This window comes from Ruegeria sp. BF8, assembly GCF_056538625.1.
This window is the reverse complement of the sequence record NZ_JBQFTL010000005.1, coordinates 18,370-36,332: the sequence shown is the minus strand read 5'-3', so window position 1 is coordinate 36,332 and position 17,963 is coordinate 18,370. Positions and strand designations below refer to the sequence as shown.

Annotated in this window: 16 protein-coding genes; 5 read left to right on the top strand and 11 right to left on the bottom strand. The window is 62.5% G+C overall.

Features of this window, described 5'->3' with window-relative positions:
* The first annotated feature begins 74 nt into the window (after positions 1 to 74).
* Entirely contained in the window at positions 75 to 1,304 is a 1,230-nt protein-coding gene (locus ACR0LD_RS15885) for a polysaccharide biosynthesis/export family protein (RefSeq protein ID WP_480637892.1), read from the top strand.
* Here ACR0LD_RS15885 and ACR0LD_RS15880 read toward each other — a convergent pair.
* From ACR0LD_RS15880 to ACR0LD_RS15865, 4 genes are all read right to left on the bottom strand, one after another.
* Positions 1,294 to 3,852 (bottom strand): hybrid sensor histidine kinase/response regulator, encoded by a 2,559-nt coding sequence (locus tag ACR0LD_RS15880; RefSeq protein WP_480637890.1) that lies wholly within the window; start codon positions 3,850 to 3,852, stop codon positions 1,294 to 1,296. The genes ACR0LD_RS15885 and ACR0LD_RS15880 overlap by 11 nt on opposite strands.
* 61 nt (positions 3,853 to 3,913) lie before the next feature.
* Positions 3,914 to 4,414: a putative pterin-binding protein gene (locus ACR0LD_RS15875; protein ID WP_254429389.1), complete on the bottom strand. Its 501-nt coding sequence runs from the start codon at positions 4,412 to 4,414 to the stop codon at positions 3,914 to 3,916.
* A gap of 100 nt (positions 4,415 to 4,514) precedes the next feature.
* Entirely contained in the window at positions 4,515 to 5,402 is an 888-nt protein-coding gene (locus tag ACR0LD_RS15870; protein WP_170365786.1) for a UTP--glucose-1-phosphate uridylyltransferase, read from the bottom strand.
* Positions 5,403 to 5,423: 21 nt separating this feature from the next.
* Entirely contained in the window at positions 5,424 to 6,797 is a 1,374-nt protein-coding gene (locus ACR0LD_RS15865; protein WP_480637888.1) for a WecB/TagA/CpsF family glycosyltransferase, read from the bottom strand.
* A gap of 253 nt (positions 6,798 to 7,050) precedes the next feature.
* On the opposite strand from ACR0LD_RS15865, the gene ACR0LD_RS15860 reads away from it, so the two are divergent.
* The 3 genes from ACR0LD_RS15860 to ACR0LD_RS15850 all read left to right on the top strand — a co-directional run bounded on the left by ACR0LD_RS15860 (position 7,051) and on the right by ACR0LD_RS15850 (position 10,542).
* The gene (locus ACR0LD_RS15860) at positions 7,051 to 7,665 is read left to right on the top strand and encodes a response regulator transcription factor (RefSeq protein WP_170341595.1); all 615 of its coding nucleotides are present in this window, start codon (positions 7,051 to 7,053) and stop codon (positions 7,663 to 7,665) included.
* A gap of 115 nt (positions 7,666 to 7,780) precedes the next feature.
* Positions 7,781 to 9,262: a GumC family protein gene (locus ACR0LD_RS15855; protein WP_480637886.1), complete on the top strand. Its 1,482-nt coding sequence runs from the start codon at positions 7,781 to 7,783 to the stop codon at positions 9,260 to 9,262.
* Positions 9,259 to 10,542 (top strand): O-antigen ligase domain-containing protein, encoded by a 1,284-nt coding sequence (locus ACR0LD_RS15850; RefSeq protein WP_480637884.1) that lies wholly within the window; start codon positions 9,259 to 9,261, stop codon positions 10,540 to 10,542. Before ACR0LD_RS15855 ends, ACR0LD_RS15850 begins: the two co-directional genes overlap by 4 nt.
* On the opposite strand, the gene phoB is transcribed toward ACR0LD_RS15850, so the two are convergent.
* The 6 genes from phoB to ACR0LD_RS15820 form a co-directional block, all read right to left on the bottom strand.
* Entirely contained in the window at positions 10,527 to 11,210 is a 684-nt protein-coding gene (gene phoB, locus ACR0LD_RS15845) for a phosphate regulon transcriptional regulator PhoB (protein WP_170341606.1), read from the bottom strand. The two genes, ACR0LD_RS15850 and phoB, sit on opposite strands and share 16 nt — an antisense overlap.
* Positions 11,210 to 11,938, bottom strand: coding sequence for a phosphate signaling complex protein PhoU (gene phoU, locus ACR0LD_RS15840; protein WP_254433987.1), 729 nt, complete (start codon positions 11,936 to 11,938; stop codon positions 11,210 to 11,212). Before phoU ends, phoB begins: the two co-directional genes overlap by 1 nt.
* Positions 11,935 to 12,732: a phosphate ABC transporter ATP-binding protein PstB gene (gene pstB / locus ACR0LD_RS15835; protein ID WP_093963750.1), complete on the bottom strand. Its 798-nt coding sequence runs from the start codon at positions 12,730 to 12,732 to the stop codon at positions 11,935 to 11,937. The genes phoU and pstB overlap by 4 nt, the downstream gene beginning before the upstream one ends.
* 19 nt (positions 12,733 to 12,751) lie before the next feature.
* Complete coding sequence (gene pstA, locus ACR0LD_RS15830; protein ID WP_170341613.1) at positions 12,752 to 14,056, bottom strand: phosphate ABC transporter permease PstA; 1,305 nt, start codon at positions 14,054 to 14,056, stop codon at positions 12,752 to 12,754.
* A gap of 11 nt (positions 14,057 to 14,067) precedes the next feature.
* Entirely contained in the window at positions 14,068 to 15,444 is a 1,377-nt protein-coding gene (gene pstC, locus ACR0LD_RS15825; RefSeq protein ID WP_244952436.1) for a phosphate ABC transporter permease subunit PstC, read from the bottom strand.
* A gap of 66 nt (positions 15,445 to 15,510) precedes the next feature.
* Positions 15,511 to 16,548 carry a substrate-binding domain-containing protein gene (locus ACR0LD_RS15820; protein ID WP_170391531.1) on the bottom strand — a complete coding sequence of 346 codons (1,038 nt, stop codon included), beginning with the start codon at positions 16,546 to 16,548 and terminating at the stop codon, positions 15,511 to 15,513.
* A 303-nt stretch (positions 16,549 to 16,851) separates the two neighbouring features.
* On the opposite strand from ACR0LD_RS15820, the gene ACR0LD_RS15815 reads away from it, so the two are divergent.
* Positions 16,852 to 17,514 carry a L,D-transpeptidase gene (locus ACR0LD_RS15815; RefSeq protein WP_480637880.1) on the top strand — a complete coding sequence of 221 codons (663 nt, stop codon included), beginning with the start codon at positions 16,852 to 16,854 and terminating at the stop codon, positions 17,512 to 17,514.
* Positions 17,515 to 17,518: 4 nt separating this feature from the next.
* Here the strand turns inward: ACR0LD_RS15815 and ACR0LD_RS15810 are convergent, their stop codons facing one another.
* Positions 17,519 to 17,791 carry a hypothetical protein gene (locus ACR0LD_RS15810; protein ID WP_170444648.1) on the bottom strand — a complete coding sequence of 91 codons (273 nt, stop codon included), beginning with the start codon at positions 17,789 to 17,791 and terminating at the stop codon, positions 17,519 to 17,521.
* Between the last annotated feature and the right edge of the window lie 172 nt (positions 17,792 to 17,963).

The window sequence follows — 17,963 nt, the reverse complement described above, 5'->3', positions numbered from 1 at the left end:
ACCGCCATCCCGATGCCGGACTGACGCAGGACGCGCGGCGCGGTTTATCTTCTGTGACAGATCAGGAGATGAAAATGACCATGAATTTCAAGACCTTCCTTATTACGGCCGTCAGCGCCTCGACCCTGCTGGGGTGCAGCAGCATGCAGACCCCGCGCAACATCGAAGCCGTATCGCGCGGCGAAAGTTATCAGGCGCAATATCGCGAACCCGGTCGTCGGCGGGGCGATACGCAATTGCTGCAGGCCGCCGCGATGAACGGCCAGACCTGCATGCCGCAGGCCGGCGATCAGGGCGCAAATGCCTATGCGAAATGGTCGCAACCGGCGCTCAGCCCCTTGCTGGGCGAGAAACTGTCGCGCAACGACATGGTCCAGATCACCATCGAAGGGGACGACCTGCTGAGCGACGCTTATGTCGTCTCACGTGACGGAGACCTCAAGCTGCCCTACCTGCCGCCCGTGCGCGCCCAGGGCCGCACCACCGAGCAGGTCGAACAAGAGGTGGCCCGCGTTCTGGTTGCGGCCCAGTTCTATGACATCGAACCCCGCGTGACCGTACGGGTCAGCGATTTCGCCTCAGTGACAGTGGGTGTCCGCGGCGCGGTGTTCGAGCCGCACTCGGTCGAGATCGGCGGCGTTCCGGGCGATTCCCTTGACCGTCGGCGCCAGGGCGCGCTGGGGGCCTCGACCGAGGGGCGCAACCTGTCGGTGGCGCTGCGGGCCGCGGGCGGGGTGCGGCCGGATGCCGATCTGTCGGCGGTCGAACTGCACCGCCAGGGGCGCATCTATCGCATGGATCTGCGTGGTGTGTTCGAAGGATCGGACCCCACCGACATCATGCTGCTGACCGGCGACCAGATCGTGGTCAACAGCCGTGGGTGTTTCCAAGACGCGCTGATGCGTCCCAGCCCGATCAGCCCGCCCGGCGTGACAATGTACATGTCGAACCTGACCCAACCCGCTGCGGGCAATGCAGAATCCGCCATCGGGCGCGACGTGCGTGAAGTGCCTTATGGCACCCGTTTCCTGCAGGCCGTGGTCGACAGCAACTGCGTCGGCGGGTCTAAGACGACAAACGCCAACCGCAGCGCAGTGCTGTTCACGCGCAACCCCGTGACCGGATCCTCGGTCGTGATCGAGCGCAATATCGAACAGCTGCTGCGGCGCGGAGACCGCGACGACTACGATCCCTATGTTCTGCCGGGTGATGCCGTTGCCTGTTACGACAGCAAAGTCACCGGAGTGACCGAAATCGCCCGGTCGCTGGGCATCGTCGGGGCTGCCGCGCTGCTCATCCCTTGATCGCACCGGGGGCGGGCAACACAGCCTTTGCCCGCTCCCAAACCTCGGGCAGACCGTTCAACAGAAGGGCGACCTGCTGACGTTCTGCTGATTTTGCGGCCATCTCGATCGCAATCAGCGCATCGCGGAACCCCATCGCACCAAAGGTCGCCGCGCTTCCCGCCAGCCTGTGACACTCCTGCGCGACCTGGTCCAGATCTGCTTCACCGGCCTCCAACTGGGCAAGCTGAGCGACGACGGCATCCCCTTCGGACAGGTATTTGGCAAGCAACCGGTCAAAGACGTCGGCGCCGAGGCTGGCGCGCAGATCGCCGATATGATCCGTTTCCTCCTCGGACCGGGTCGAAGCTCCGGGGTTGGTGACCACCGACAAGGCTTTGCGCAAGGCATCCAGGGCAATCGGCTTGCCGACAAAGGCGGTCATACCGGCGGCGCGGAACGCGTCGACCGCATCAGGCAGCACGTTGGCCGAAACGGCAATGATCGGTATCTCCGCCGAAGGCCCGCCCCCGCTGCGGATGTGGCGCGTGGCCGTCGGACCGTCCATGACCGGCATGCTGATATCCATCAGGATCACGTCGAACCGATGCGCAGCCGCCGCGTCCACGCCCAGTTGGCCGTTCTCGGCAACCGTCACCCCGTGACCGTCCAGTTTCAGCATGTTGCAGATCACCTCGCGGTTGATCTCGTTGTCTTCGACCACCAGCACGTCCAACGGCTGGACGTGCTGAACCTCTGGCTGGTCACTGTCAAGGTTGGCGTCCAATTCCGCGTCCTGCAGCGGCAGACGAACCCAGAACACGCTGCCCTCGCCGGGCGTGCTTTCAACGCCGATCTCTCCGCCCATGGCCTCAGCAAACCGACGTGCTATGCCCAGGCCTAGACCGGTGCCCCCGGTGGCCCGACCGATGCTTGGATCGCTGGTGTGAAAATCGTCAAAGATGACGTCGACCTCATCCGGGCCGATACCGATACCCGTGTCGATGATGCGGAATTCAAAGATGTTGACGCCGGCCGTTGGGCCAGGCTCGGTTACTTCGACCTCGATCGAGATCCGGCCGTTTTCGGTGAACTTGATGGCATTGCCCACAAGGTTCAGAAGAATCTGCCGTAACCTTTGGGCATCGGCGGCGACGCAGGGGCGCGCATCGCCCACCCATTGCCACGAGATGGAGTTCCCCCGCGAGGCAGCGTTGCCGCTTTGACCGTCCACAATCTCTTGCAGGATGTCGTTCAGGTTCGAGGGCTGCAACGCCACCGACAGTTTCCCGGCCTCGAACCGGGCGATGTCCAGAACGGTGTCGACGTGGCTCAGGAGGATCTGGCCCGAGATTTCCATGTTCTCGACAAACCGTGCCTGTTCCCGGGTCGTGCGGGTGTTTTTCAGCAGCGTGAGGTTGCCCAGCAGCCCGTTCAGCGGCGTGCGGATCTCGTGGCTCATCACGGTTAGGAAATCGGCCTTGGCCTTTTCGCCGGCAAGGGCCTGGTCGCGGGCATGGATCAGTTCCTGCTGCGCCGCCACCTGCTGCGAGATGTCGCGGACAAAGCCGATGACGATTTCCTGATCGCCCGCCCGGGCCGACTGCAGCGCCAGTTCGACCGGGAACTGCTCGCCATCCGCGCGCATCGCCTCCAACTGGACACGGCCTTTGCCGACGACATGGCGTTCCCCGCCAGACTGCATGCGCACCATGCCGGCGCGATGTGCCTCACGCAGATGCGGCGGCACGATCAGGTCACCGATCGAGCGCCCCCGGGCCTGATCCGCCGTATAGCCGAATATTGCCTCGGCGGCTGGGTTGAACTCGATCACGTCGCCCTTGGCATCGACCACGATCACCCCGTCCAACGAGGTGGAGAGGATCGTATTCATCCGTTCATTCGCCTGCCGCAGGGCCCGGCCGCGCCGCGTGGCGCGTCGGTTGACCACCAGAAGATAGGCGCTGACGGCGCCCAGGGTCAGAAGCAAGGCCCCCGACAGAATCGCCAACCGCAGCAGGTTTGCCGCCGTCTGGATGCGCTGCTGGTCCGACTCGGTGGCAAAATACGAGATGCCCGAAACGGCCAACGTGCGGACATGCGGACCGATCTCAAGGGCGGCGCGTTTCAGATCGTCCAGTTTTTCGGACAGCTCGGTATCCGGCGCGTCGATCAAGGGGATCGCGGCGTTCAGGTGCCGGGTCACCCGCTCCAACGGCAGGCGGAACCGGTCATCCTGACGCAACGGCTGGAATACGCGTGATTGGGCCAGTGTATCGACACGGCTGTAAAACAGATCGAACCGCCGGCGCACCAGATCCAACGTGCCATTTTGCGCGTCCTGCGCCGCCGACGCGGTTTCCAGAGCGTTCAGGTATGACAGATAGTCGACCTCGACCTGCGACAGCGTCCATTGGACATTGTCCGAAGGCGCCGCTCGCCGGTCGTTGAAATCGGTAAACACCTGCGCCGACAACCACGCCACCGCGACCAGACCCAACAAAACGCCGAAGCCGATGAGCCCGAAGACCCATCGGCGGCGCAAAACCTGCGTATCGGTATCGCTCAATCCGAGCCTCATCGATTGTTCACTGCGATTTACTCATTACTGCACTCACTCCGGTTGCAAGCTATTTAACGACCTCAAGACGATCGAGTTGCCAGATGCTGCGCGAATAGGTCACCTCGGTCTGGTATTTCGGGTCGCTGTCATAGGGGTAGACGATCCACAGCGGGCCTTTCTGCCGGCGCGACATCTCGGCGCCGTCCATCTCATAGGCGACGATCGGGTCGCTTTCGGTGACCGAGTCCATGGGGATTTCGACCGCATAGTCGTTGATCGCCGTGGCGCGGATCATGCTTCCATCGGCACCGACTGCTTGTAACACCACCGACAACGGTACGCCGACAAAGGTGTTCTCACCTTCAGTCCAGATCGTCGAGGTCGCAAAAGTCCGCGCGGGCAAGGATTTCAACATGTCCATGTCGAACCGCGCACCATCCTCGGCTCCGGACTGGGTCAGGTTGCCGGTGATCGTCAGAACCACGTCTCCGGTGGGTTCGGCCAGATCCTGGGCCTGTGCCTGGCCCAAGGTCAGAATCATTGCCAGGGCTACAAGTAAAATCCGCATTTCATTCTCCTAGTGTCCAACTGCACAAGATCAGAAAGCGTGACCGGGCAACAGTCGGGCATCGGGATAAGCACCTATCCAAACGGATAGGTGCCCGCCGTTACGCGGCCGGGCGCAGGTGGCCCATGCGCTGTGCCATGATCCGCTCAAACCCTTCGCGCAGCTCTGACCGCTGCAGGGCAAAGACCGCGGTGGCCTCAAGATATCCGGCGACCGACCCGCAGTCGAAGCGTTCACCCGCAAAGGCGTAGCCCGAGCAGCCAGCGGTTTGGATATCCGCAGCGATGGCGTCGGTCAGCTGGATTTCATTTCCCGCACCCGGTGCCTGGCCGGCCAGTCGATCAAAGATCGACGGCTGCAGGATATACCGCCCGACGATGCCGTAGTTCGACGGCGCCTGCTCGGGGCTGGGCTTTTCGACCAGGCCGCGCAGCTTTTGAACACGCCCGGCCTGCAGGGCGATATCGACGACGCCGTAGGACCCGATCCTGTCGGACGGCACGGATTGGGTCGCAACCATGTGGCCGCTCTGGTCACAATAGCTTTGGACCATCTGTGACAGGGCCGGGCGTCGGGCGCTGATGACGTCATCGGGCAGGATCACCGCAAACGGCTCATTGCCCACACACTCGCGCGCCAGCGACACCGCATGGCCCAATCCACGGGGCGCGTCCTGCCGGACAAAGCAGTATTTGCCATCCTCCAGATCGGCGCAGCGCAGGTTGTTCAAAAGCTCGGTCTTGCCACCATCCTTCAACTTGCGTTCAAGCGCCGTATTCCGCCCGAAATAGGCTTCGAGCGCGGTTTTCTCGGGTGACGTGATGAAGATGAATTCTTCAATCCCGGCCGCGCGCGCCTCGTCGACGGCATATTGGATCAGCGGGCGGTCGATCAGGGGCAGCATTTCCTTGGCCACGGTCTTGGTCGCGGGCAGAAACCTTGTGCCCAGTCCGGCGACAGGAAAGACGGCTTTGCGAATCTTGGTCATATCAATTCTCCTTGGGTTTTCTCAGTAGGCGCCGCGGCCGGACACGACGGCCCGCACGGTCATGGCAATCAGCATCAGGTCCAGAAGGGCCGAGCGGGACCGCACATAGGCGGTGTCCAGGTCGATCATCCGGTCAAAGTCGATGGCAGCCCGGCCCGACACCTGCCAGAGGCCGGTGATCCCGGGGCGGACGGCCAGGCGTTCAAGCGCGCGGGGCGGGTATTTGGCGACCTCCTCGGGCAGGGCAGGCCGCGGTCCGACGATCGACATGTCGCCCTTCAACACGTTGAGGATCTGCGGCAGCTCATCCAGCGAAAAGCGGCGCAGAACCTTGCCCACCCGTGTGACACGCGGATCGTGACGGGCCTTGAAGCACACGCCTGCGCGGTCGGACTGCGCCAGGAGGCTTGCCCTTTGCGCTTCGGCGTCTGTGGTCATCGAGCGGAACTTGTAGACGGTGAAAGGCACCCCGTTCCTTCCCACCCGTGTCTGCCGGAACAGGGCCGGGCCGCGGCTGTCCAGCCGGACAAGGGCGGCAATGGCCAGCATCGGCAGGGCCAGAACCGTCATGGCCGCCAGCGCGACGGTCAGGTCAAGAATACGGCTGGGCGTCAGCCCGCCAAGAACCTGGGCGACGCACCGTCCCAGAAATTCGAAATTTCCGATCAGATAGCGGCGGGCCATGCGGCGTGGCTCCATCGCCAACCGCCACGCCCATTCCATCCGAACCCGCCGTACGATCCCGGGCGCCCGCCGGACGTTGCCCGCCAGAAAGTCGAACAACGCGCCGACACCCAGCACCAGGTTCGGGTTCAGCCGTGCGCGGTGCCGCGCAATCCACAGTTCTTGCAACGGAACGCCCATGGCCACCAGCAGGATGTCTGCGCCGGACTGGTTGATCTCGTCCAAGGCTTCGTCCGTCCGTTCGATGCCCCCAAACCCGTCGCGGCAACCGGCAATCCTCAGGCCGGGCGCCATGTCTTGCAGGCGCGCTGCCGCGGCCTGTGCGGTGCCGGGCGTTCCGCCCAGCAGATAGACCGTCTGGCCCAGCTTGGCCGCGCGCCGGACCAGGCGCGGGACAATGTCGGTTCCGTTCAGGTTCTCGGCCAGGCGTTCGCCCTGCATCGCGGCGGCAAGCTCGACCCCGATCCCGTCGGGAAGGACGAGGTCGGCTTGCGTCAGGGCTGCTCGATATTGGTCATTCTTTGCCCGGACATTTGCGCAATGGGCGTTCAGGAAAAAGACGGTCCGGCGGTGACCATCCAAAAGCGTGGTGATGACCGGCCCGGATTCTGCATTCACCACCGGCTGCCCGAGAATATCGGTGATCGGCAGCGCCGTGCCGGGCGTGGTGTGTGCGCCGTCGAAAAGGGCGTGTGCGGCTTGAAAGTGCATGGAACTCTCCGAACATGAACTGAACTGTTGCTCTGAACCTGCCCGCTGTGCCGGGACCGCAACAGACGAGCATCGGGAGAGCACGCGGAGAAATCGGCTGACTGACACGGCCCGGATGCGGCACCGCGTGGAAATTGGGCCAGTTGCTCCTATCCGATCGGGTATCGGCCTGTCCGTTCGGTAGGCTTCACCGCCAATCATCAATGGTTTATTAACCTTTTCAGGTCTGGGTGGAGGCACATGGAGTTCATTGATGAAAGTTCTTATCGCCGACGATCACGAACTGGTTCTGGACACGCTCGTCGCCTTCATCGAGGCCGCGGGCGGGATCGAACCCACCACCGCGCCGGATTTTGCGACGGCAAAAGCCAAGATCGAATCCGAAGGTCCATTTGATCTGGTTCTGCTGGATCTGAACATGCCCGGCATGAACGGGCTGAGCGGGTTGGAAACCTGCATTGGCATGGATCGCGCGCGGCATGTGGCGCTGTTCACCGGCGATGCCTCGCGCGATCTGGCTGAACGTGCGCTCGAGCTGGGGGCAGCCGGGTTCGTGCCCAAGACCCTGCCGGCCAAGTCTCTGGTAAACGCCATCCGTTTCATGGCCATGGGTGAGCAATATCTGCCCGTCGGTTTCATGAGCGCCGAGCAACCGAACGACACCCACCCGATGGCCAAGAAACTGACCGAGCGCGAGCGCCAGGTCCTCAAAGGTCTGACCGAGGGCAAGTCGAACAAGGAGATCGCCCGCGATCTGGACCTGTCCGAGCCCACGATCAAGCTGCATGTGAAAACGCTGTACCGCAAAGTGGGTGTCAGCAACCGTACTCAGGCCGCGATGGCCGCGCGCGAGGCGGGCCTGTTCTGACCCGCGTCCATCCTTTCGGATAGGGGGCCTGTCCCAACCCGCCCCGGCCTAACCCCTTGCGCAGCGGACAGCCCAAGCCGCATCCGTATATCAATCCTGTAAGAGAGGATTTGATATGCCGAACCAGATTTCCGACAACCAACAAACGCTTGCGCCAAACCGCCCTTGGGACTGGGCGCGCATCAGCCGCACGGACATCCGGTCGCTGGGATGGCGCCGCGTTCTCAAGGGCGGGCGGCTGACCGATGCGGGACGGCTGCCGCGATACGTTGCGTTGTTTCTTCTGGGATCCAGCTGCATCTGGGCCCCGATCAGCGGGTATCTGGCAACCGCGCCGGTCAAATACGCATCCCACGCCTCGTTGATCCTGCCGGGGTCGGGCGCGTCGGCCTCGGTCAATCTGGCCAATATCGGGCAGGCCTCGTCCTACGCCAATTCGGCCTTTGCCAACGGGTCGATCAGCCCCACCGAAACCTACAAGCGGCTGTTATCGGCCGATCGCATTCTGGATGCGGCCGCACGCGCCGTCGGGGCTGAGCGCGATGCGTTCGGCAAGCCGCGCATCCGCCTGGTGGACCAGACCAGCTTGATCCATATCGAAATGGAGGCCGCCAGCCCGGGGGACGCGCAACGCCACGGCGATGCCCTTGTCGCTGCGTTCTTTGCCGAGATTGACGCCTTGCGCGCGGACGAGATCGCCACGCGCGAGGCCAGCAACAGCGGCGCAATCGACGCCTATCAGCGCTCGGTTCGTGAAACCCGCGCTGCGATCGAGCAGTTGCAGCGGCAGAGTGGGCTGCTCTCGGCCGCCCAATACCGTGAGCAGGTGGCCGCGAATGACCGCGCGCGCCAAACGCTGCGGGCCGAGGAAAGCACGCTGGCCCGGCAGGCCGAGCGGGTCGCGGCGCTTGAGGTCGCGCTTGATCTGCCGCCGGATGCCGCCGCGGTCACGCTGAAGCTGTACGCCGACGCGCAATACTTGTCATTGCTCAAGGATGCCTCGACCGGCGCGGCCAAGCTGGCGCAGGCCGATGCTAATTTCGGGCCGCGCCATCCGGTCTACCGCACAGCGCGGGATGAATATGAAGGCGCACGCAAGGTTGCCGTCCAACGCGCGGCCGAGGTGACCGGCCTGTCGGTCGATCAGCTCTCGGGTCTGGACCGCGCCCCCGAGGGAGAGCGTGCGCAGTTGCTGAGCGAGCTTGTCCGCGAAAACGCCCTGCGCGCGGGGCAGGAAAAGCACGTAAAAACCCTCGCCGCACAGGTCGCGGCCGAAACTGCGCGCCTGTCCGCGCTGGCGTCGATGGCGGCTGAACTTGAAGACCGCCAAAGGGATTTTGCCGTGGCCGAAGCCGTCTTTGCCTCGGCCATCGCCCGGTCGGAATCGAAAAAGACCGATGTCTACGCCTCGTACCCGCTGATCCAGGTGCTGGAAAATCCGTCGCTGCCGGAACGGCCGTCTTCACCCAACAAGAAGCTGTCGATCGCGGCAGGGATTGCCGCCACGTTGATGCTTCTGATCGGGCTGACGCTGGCATGGGTCCGCAACCCGCTGATCTCGCGGCTGTTGAAAGACGCAGGCGAGAACAAGGCATGAGCCAGGCCGCGCCGCAGAACCCGGCCGAGCGGCTTGTCTGGCGCGCGCTGGTCTGGACATGGCCGTTCTATGCCATCGGCGCGCTCTATGTCGTCGGGCCGGTACTGGGATGGTCCCTGGCGGGGTTGGCGGTGTTGGCTTTGTATCTGGGGCCGGCGATTCGTCCGGAGCTGCGGGCCACGGGGCCGGTTCCGGCGCTGGCTTGGCTGTGGATGGCCGGCATGTTGTTGATGCTGTTTGCACTGTGGGCCGGCCATCTGGATTGGGGGCTGGGGCTGGGCAAGACCATCAAGTCCTCGATCGGCTGGGCCAAGGGCTGGGCGCTTATTCCATTGTTCATCCTGGCTGGGGCCGTACTGCCGATCCGGCGCGAGGTTCTGGTGCGGGGCCAGTGCAATCTGGGGCTGTGGACCCTGTGCCTTGCGCCCCCGCTGTTGGCTGCACCTTATCTGGGCCTGCCCAGCCAGATCTTCACCTCACCGCTCAAGGCGGTCGGTGGGCCGGGGCCCGAGTATTTCTCGGTCTATCTCTATACAATCGACCCGGCCAGTTGGACGCCCCGGTGGCAGTTCTTCGCGCCATGGTCGCCATTTGCCGCCCTGCTGGGGGTATGCATGGTCCTGTTCGCGCTCGAAGAACGGCACCGGGGATGGATGGCCGTCGGGTTGAGCGCGGGTATTCTCATGATCTTGGCGTCGAAATCCCGTATGGGGCTGGTCGGGCTGGTGGCCTGCACGCTGGGGCCCCGCCTTTTGCCGCTGGTGGCGCGCAGCATCGGATGGTTTCTGGTGTCGGCTGTGGTGACGGCGTCCGCGGCCTGGGGGGCCGCCGCGATCGATCTGGGCAACCAGGCACTGCAGAATTTCAAATCGGCCCGCGCCGACAGCACCCGCGTGCGCGAAACCCTTCAACGCATCGCCTATGAGCGCTGGCAATCCGACGCGGTGCTCTTTGGTCACGGAACCGTTCAGCCCGGTGCGCATTTGGTCGAGTACATGCCCATCGGAAGCCACCACACCTGGTACGGACTTCTGTTCGTCAAGGGCATCACCGGCTTCATGGCGTTTCTTGTCCCCTTCGCCGTGCATTTCGGCGTGGTGATCACCGACGCGGTCCGCTCGGCGCGCGGACGCTTGCCGCTGGGCCTGCTGATGACCCTGCTGCTGCTGACCTTCGGCGAAAACATCGAGATCGAGGCCTATCTGCTCTGGCCTGCGCTGCTGATGCTGGGGTGCCACCTGCGCGAAATGACAGGGACCGGTGCTCAGCCGAGCGCGTAACCGGCCCCGCGTACGGTGCGGATCGGGTCATCCCCCCCACGCACCGTCAAAGCTTTGCGTAAACGCCCGATATGCACGTCGACGGTCCGGGTATCCACGTAGATGTCGCGCCCCCAGACCCGGTCGAGCAATTGTTCGCGACTCCAGACCCGGCCTGGCTTTTCCATGAAGGTCGACAGCAGCCGGAACTCTGTCGGGCCCAGCTTGATGTCCTCGTCCGCGCGGGTCACGCGGTGCGTTTCGGCATCCAGGACGATGTCATCGTATTCCAACCGCTCGCCCACGGCTGCGGGGCGGGTCCGGCGGAACTGGGATTTGACTCGGGCCATCAGCTCGATCACCGAATAGGGCTTGGTGACATAGTCGTCGGCACCTGTCTCCAGCCCGCGCACCTTGTCGACCTCTTCGGATTTTGCCGAGAGCATGATCACCGGAATGGCACGGGTCGCGGCCGTCATCTTCAGTTGGCGGCAAATTTCGATCCCGGAAACGCCGGGCAGCATCCAGTCCAGCAGGATCAGATCGGGCGGCACTTCCTTGATCTGCAACAGCGCCTCGTCACCGGTTTCGGCCTGGCGCACGTCAAAGCCTTCGGCCTCGAGGTTGTAGCAGATGATCTCGCGCTGCGCGGGCTCGTCTTCGACGACAAGGATCGATGGCGTTGGCATCACAGGACCTCGGTGGTTTCCGTTGGTGTCTTGTCGAGGCGCGGGCGGTCATCATCAGGCAACTGCCCACTGACAAGGTAGATGGTCTGCTCCGCGATCCCGGTAGCATGATCGCCGATCCGCTCGAGGTTTTTGGCCACGAAATGCAGATGCATGCCCGGGGTGATATTGCCCGGGTTCTCCATCATATGGGTCAGCAGAGCGCGAAACACGTTATTGTACATCGCATCCACATCAGCGTCACGTTCACGGATGGCCTGGGCCTTGTCCGCGTCCCGCTGGATGAAGCAATCCAGGGCATCCGCAATCATGCTCTGCACCAGCTGGGCCTGACGCGCTATGGCCGATTTGACTTCGTCCAAACTCGCCGAGTCCGCCAGGGTCACGGCACGCTTGGCGATGTTTTTTGCATGGTCCCCACTGCGCTCGAGCTGGTTGGCGATGGTGAAGGTCGCCAGGACCACGCGCAGGTCGATGGCCGTAGGCGCGCGCCGCGCGATGATGTTGGCGCTGTCGTTCTTGACCATCTCTTCCAACTCGTCGATGGCGCGATCGGCCTTGACGGTGCGCGCGGCGAGTTCGACATCCTTGTCGCACAGTGCCCGGATCGCGTCCGACAGGCAGTTCTCGACCAACCCACCCATGCGCATCAGATGCGCCTGAACAGACTCGAGTTCCTGATCAAAAGATCGGACGATGTGCTTGTCCTTCATGGCGTCCTGGGTCATCCGATTCTCCCGGTGATGTAGGATTCCGTGCGCGGGTCTTCGGGATTGGTGAAGATGTGCCCCGTGTCCCCGTATTCCACCAAGCTGCCGAGGTGGAAGAACGCCGTTTTCTGGCTGACCCGAGCCGCCTGCTGCATCGAGTGCGTGACGATCACCACGGAGAAGTTCAGCTTCAACTCGTCAATCAGTTCCTCGACCTGGGCGGTCGCGATCGGATCCAAAGCCGAGCACGGCTCGTCCATCAACAGGACCTCGGGTTCAGTGGCAACCGCGCGCGCGATGCAAAGGCGCTGCTGCTGACCACCGGACAAGCCGGTGCCGGGCTCGTGCAGGCGATCCTTCACCTCATCCCAGATGGCCCCGCGGCGCAGGGATTTCTCAACGATCTCATCCAGATCAGCCTTGGTTCTGGCCAGTCCGTGGATCCGGGGACCATAGGCTACGTTGTCGTAGATCGACTTGGGGAACGGGTTCGGCTTTTGGAACACCATACCCACCTTGGCACGCAGCTGCACCGGGTCGATCCGTTTGTCGTAGATGTCTTCGTTGTCGATCCGGATGTCGCCTTCGACCCGGCAGACGTCAATCGTGTCGTTCATCCGGTTCAGGCAGCGCAGGAACGTGGACTTGCCGCATCCGGACGGGCCGATGAAAGCGGTTACCGTTTTGTCAAGAATGTCGACCGATACGTCCTTGATTGCCTGGTTGTCGCCATAAAATACCTGGACGCCCTTCGCCTGAATTTTGATGGCGTCGACGGCGGTACTCGGCTCGATCTTGCTCATGTCGTTCATCATGATGACCCCTTTGCGCTTACCAGCTGCGCTCGAATTTGTTGCGAAGATAGATCGCGATTGCATTCATCGTGACCAGGAACCCCAGCAGCACCAGGATCGCGGCTGAGGTCCGGCTGACGAAGCCGCGCTCGGGGCTGTCAGCCCAGATGAAGATCTGCGTGGGTAGGGCGGTGGCACTGTCGAACGGGCCAGCCGGGGCCGAGGTGATGAACGCGTTCATCCCGATCAGCAGCAACGGAGCAGTTTCCCCCAAGGCCTGCGCCAGCCCGATGATCGTACCGGTCAGGATGCCGGGCATCGCCAGCGGCAGCACATGACCGAACACCACCTGGTGCTTGGACGCACCGATGCCCAGGGCCGCCTCGCGGATCGAGGGCGGCACGGCCTTCAGCGCCGCGCGGGTGGCGATGATGATCGTCGGCATGGTCATCAGCGCCAGCGTCATGCCACCCACGAACGGGGCCGAGCGCGGTAGCCCGAACCAGCCGATGAACACCGCCAGCGCCAACAGGCCGAAAACGACCGACGGCACCGCGGCCAGGTTGTTGATGTTGACCTCGATGAAGTCACTGACCTTGTTCTTGGGCGCGAATTCCTCAAGGTAGATCGCCGCGCCGATGCCCAGCGGGAAGGAAATCACGAAACACACGAACAGCGCCCAGAACGACCCGATCAGCGCGCCCTTCAGGCCCGCCAGTTCGGGGAACCGGCTGTCGGCATTGGTGACCAGGCCGGTGTTCAGCGGCTTGCTGATCACGCCTTCGGCCTTGAGCTGATCGAACCACGCAATCTCGGCATCGTTCAAGCGGCGGTTCTGTTCGGGCGTGTCGCGGTCGATGGTGCCCTTGTTGAGCTGGTCATACGGGTCAGATACCGGCACTGTCATCGTGATGGTCTGACCAATCAGCGCAGGGTCGGCCACCACCCGGTCGCGCAGATCAAACTGCGCTCCGTTGGACAGAATGCCCGACAGGGCCTTTCGGGTAGCCCGATCGCTGGTGTCCACCTCGGGCAGCAACTCGGACAGCGAGGCTTGCAACACGTCCTTGAAACCGCCCCGCGGCAGCTTTTCGGGCTCGATCTCCTCGGGGTCGACATAGACCTCGAGCGTGATCTTGGTCTGGGTGAACGCCTGATATCCGGATGATACAAGCGAGGCCACCAGGATAAACAGCATCAGAAATGCAAATCCGATGGCGCCCAGGCCAAGGCCCTGCAGTATTTTCTGCTTGCGGTTGCGGCGGGCCAAGCTGGCGCGCACGGCGTCGGCGGTGTCTCCGCCTTTTGGCGAATTGTTTTGTCCTGCGGTCAGGTCAGCCATGATTCTTGGCCTCAGTCATAGGCTTCGCGGTACTTGCGCACGATGCGCAGCGCGAAGACGTTGATGATCAGGGTGACGACGAACAGCATCATGCCCAAGGCAAAGGCTGCCAGCGTCTTGGGGTTGTCGAACGAGGTATCGCCGATCAGAAGCGTGACGATCTGCACGGTCACCGTGGTCACGCTGTCCAGCGGGTTGATGGTCAGCGAGGCGATCAGTCCCGCCGCCATCACCACGATCATGGTTTCCCCGATCGCGCGGCTGACGGCCAACAGGATGCCACCGACGATGCCGGGAATGGCGGCGGGGAACAGCACGTTCAGAACCGTCTCGGCCCGGGTTGCCCCCAAAGCCAGCGCTCCGTCGCGCAGAGATTTCGGCACGGCTGACAGGGCGTCGTCAGTAAATGACGAGATGAACGGGATCAGCATGATGCCCATCACGCTGCCTGCGGCCAGCGCCGTGTTGGGCGACACCGGAATGCCCAGTGAGGCTCCGAAACTGCGCATGGCAGGGGCCACGACCAGGATCGCGAAAAAGCCATAGACCACGGTCGGTACGCCAGCCAGAATCTCCAGCACTGGCTTGGCCACCGCCCGCAAGCGGTCGGGCGCGAATTCGTTCAGGTAGATGGCCGACAACAGGCCCACCGGCACCGCGAGGAACAAGGCGACCACGGTAATGACGATCGTGCCGAGGATGACCGGAAGCCAGCCAAAGGCACCTTCGGCCGCAATCTGGTCCTCGCGCAGAGGAATCTGCGGTTCCCAGTTCAGGCCGAAGAAGAACTCGGTGATCGGCACCATCTCGAAAAAGCGGATGGATTCGAACAGCAGCGCGGCAATGATGCCGACGGTCGTAAAGATGGCGACGGTCGAGCAGAAAATCATCAAGCCGGAAACGATGCGTTCCACACTGTGGCGGGCGCGGAATTCGACACCAACGCGCGACCGGGCAAATGCCACGATAGCCAGTGACAGAATGACAACGATCGACAGCAGAACCCATCCCGACATCTGATGCAGTTCAAGATACCGCTGGGCCGCGTCCATCTTCCACTGTTCCGGCTCGCCGAAGATCTGCCCGCGCGAGATCGACTTGATCTCGGCCAGCACCAATTGACGCCCGCCAGTGTCCAATCCGTCAAGGCTGCCGGCAGGCAGGCCCGACATGACCACATGGTCGATCACCGGCCCCTGCAAGATCAGCCAAAGTACGATCAGCACAAAGACTGGAACCAGCGTGGACAGAAAAGAAAACAGCCCGTGATAGCCGGGCAGGGAGTGCAGGGACGTCCCATCTGCGCGCAGACCGGCCGCAGCCCGTCTGTTCAGCAAATATCCAAGGATACTGACGCCCAACAGCGCCGCAAACACGAAAGTAGTCATCTGCCCCCCAGGCACAAAAATGGGCTGCCCGGTTTCGCGGCCGGACAGCCCTATGAATTGCAAATCTTACGACTTGGGTTCCATGTTCTGGCCGTCCAGGATTGCGTCCTGCAGCTCTTCACGGCGCTCGTCGGAAAGAGCAACCAGACCACGTTCGGCCAGGTAGCCGTCGGATGCCAAAGCATCATCCGACATGTATTCTTCCAAGAACTCGTCCAGGTTCGGGATCACGCCGCGATGCGCATTCTTTACATAGAAGTACAGCGGGCGGGACACCGGATAGGATTTGTCGGCGATGGTGTCGGCATTCGGCTCGACGCCTTCGATCGTGACCGGCTTCAGCTTGTCCAGGTTCTCGTACAGGAACGAGTAGCCGAAGATGCCCACGGCGTTCGGGTCCGCCTCAAGGCGCTGAACGATCAGGTTGTCATTCTCGCCCGCTTCGACGAAGGGTCCATCGGTACGCATGCGCGAGCAGTTTTCCTTGACCCATTTCTTGTCGAAGTCACCGCTCTTGACGAAGTCCAGCTCTTTGCAGCCTTCATGCATGGCCAGCTCGACGAACGCGTCGCGGGTGCCCGAGGTCGGCGGCGGTCCATAAGCCAGGATTTCCACGGCCGGCAGGTCGGGGTTGATTTCGTTCCAGGTCTTGTACGGGTTGTCCTTCCACTCGCCATCAACCGGCACCTGGGCGCCGAGAGCCATGTAGATGTCGGCCAGCGACAGGTCCCAATCCTGTTCATTGCTGCGCGAGATGGCGATCGACAGGCCGTCGAAACCGATCAGAGCTTCAGAGATGTCGGTCACGCCGTTCTTTTGGCACAGCTCGTATTCCGAGGCCTTCATGGCACGCGATGCGCCGGTGATGTCGGCAGTGTTTTCGCCGATGCCTTCGCAGAAGATTTTCATGCCGCCGCCGGTACCGGTCGATTCGACGATGGGCGAAGCAGCGCCCGTGTTGTTGGCGAACTGCTCGGCCACGGCTTGGGTGTACGGGAATACGGTCGACGATCCGACGATACGGATGGCGTCGCGCGCCGAGGCAGCGGACGCGGCGATCGCGGTGATTGCCAGAACCGAAGCGGTCAGTTTGATGGTGGTCATGGTCACTCCTGAGAATCAGCTTTGGCCGCCCCCTGCGGCCTTGTTGAGTGCAGTAGTCCGGGCGTGCGAAGCTTATGTAACGCTTTCGTAACAGTTTTATGACAACCCACCCGGGGCGGTTCAAAAACTCGTCTGATCCAGATGCGCGGCTTTCGGCAGCCGTTTGTGCACGACCTCAAAACACCAGTTGCGACAAGGTTTTGCGTCAAACGAACAAGTGAATGGACTCGGGGTCTGTTTCAGGGAATCGTTTAGTCCGATCTTTTTTCTTGCTGCCACGGCAAGGCGACTGGAGGTGCAGACATGCTGACCAGAAGACATTTTGTTGCGACTTCGCTTGCTGTTTTCTCGCAACCGATTCTTGGCGCGACATCGGCCGAAGCGTCGACCGCATCTCAATGGGCGGCTTGGGACAGGCAGGTGACGCCGGCCAACTATGACCCGGCCACCTCGAACCCTTGGGGGTTGAATCCCCGGTTTCTGCCGCAACGGGTCGAAACCAATCGGTCGCTGGTGCCCGGTGACATTCACGTGGATGCGGTCGCGCGCTACCTTTATTTCATCGAAGAGGGCGGAACCGCGATGCGATACGGCGTGGCGATCGCCCGTGGCAATCTCTACGAACCCGGGACCTACACGATCCGGCGCAAAGCCAAATGGCCGCGTTGGACCCCGACCGCAGACATGATCAAACGCGATCCGCAGGACTATGCGCAGTTTGCCGACGGAATGCCCGGCGGACCCAACAACCCCTTGGGCGCACGCGCTTTCTACCTGTTTCAGGGCAATCGCGACACATATCTGCGCATCCACGGAACACCCTATTCCCGGTCTATCGGCGGGCGGGCAAGCTCAGGCTGTGTACGTATGGTCATGGCCCATATTATTGGCCTGTATAACCGGGTGCAGCCGGGCGCGACGGCTCATCTTTACCCACCCGAAAGATTTGCGACTGCCAGCAGCTGATCCGTCACGCCCGGGCGCAGATCGGGCGGCCATCGGCGGTTCTCAGCGGTAGGTATGTCGTTTCGACCGGACCCACGTAACGGTACCAGTAACAACCGTCTTCGGGCATGATCCGAACGGCGGTCAGGTCCTGCCCCGGAGCGGCGATTTCGACCACGCCCTCGGGCACTTTGGCAAGATCACCGGGGGCTTTGTCGCCGGACATCGACGTGGTCTCGGTGCAGGCGGCAATCAGGGACAGCGCGCATAGCCCAATCAATGCTTTCTTCGTTGTCATGCCGCACCTTTCCGATTCCCAAGTGATTCTCTTTGCGTGATACCCTCGCATCCAAGCGATTCCGCTTCAATTCACCAAGGATCCGTCGCCATCCATCGTTGCCCTGTTGCCGACGGAGCACAGCCGCAACTGCTCTTGCCCTGACGGGATGGTTTGCTTGGTGTGCAGGGAT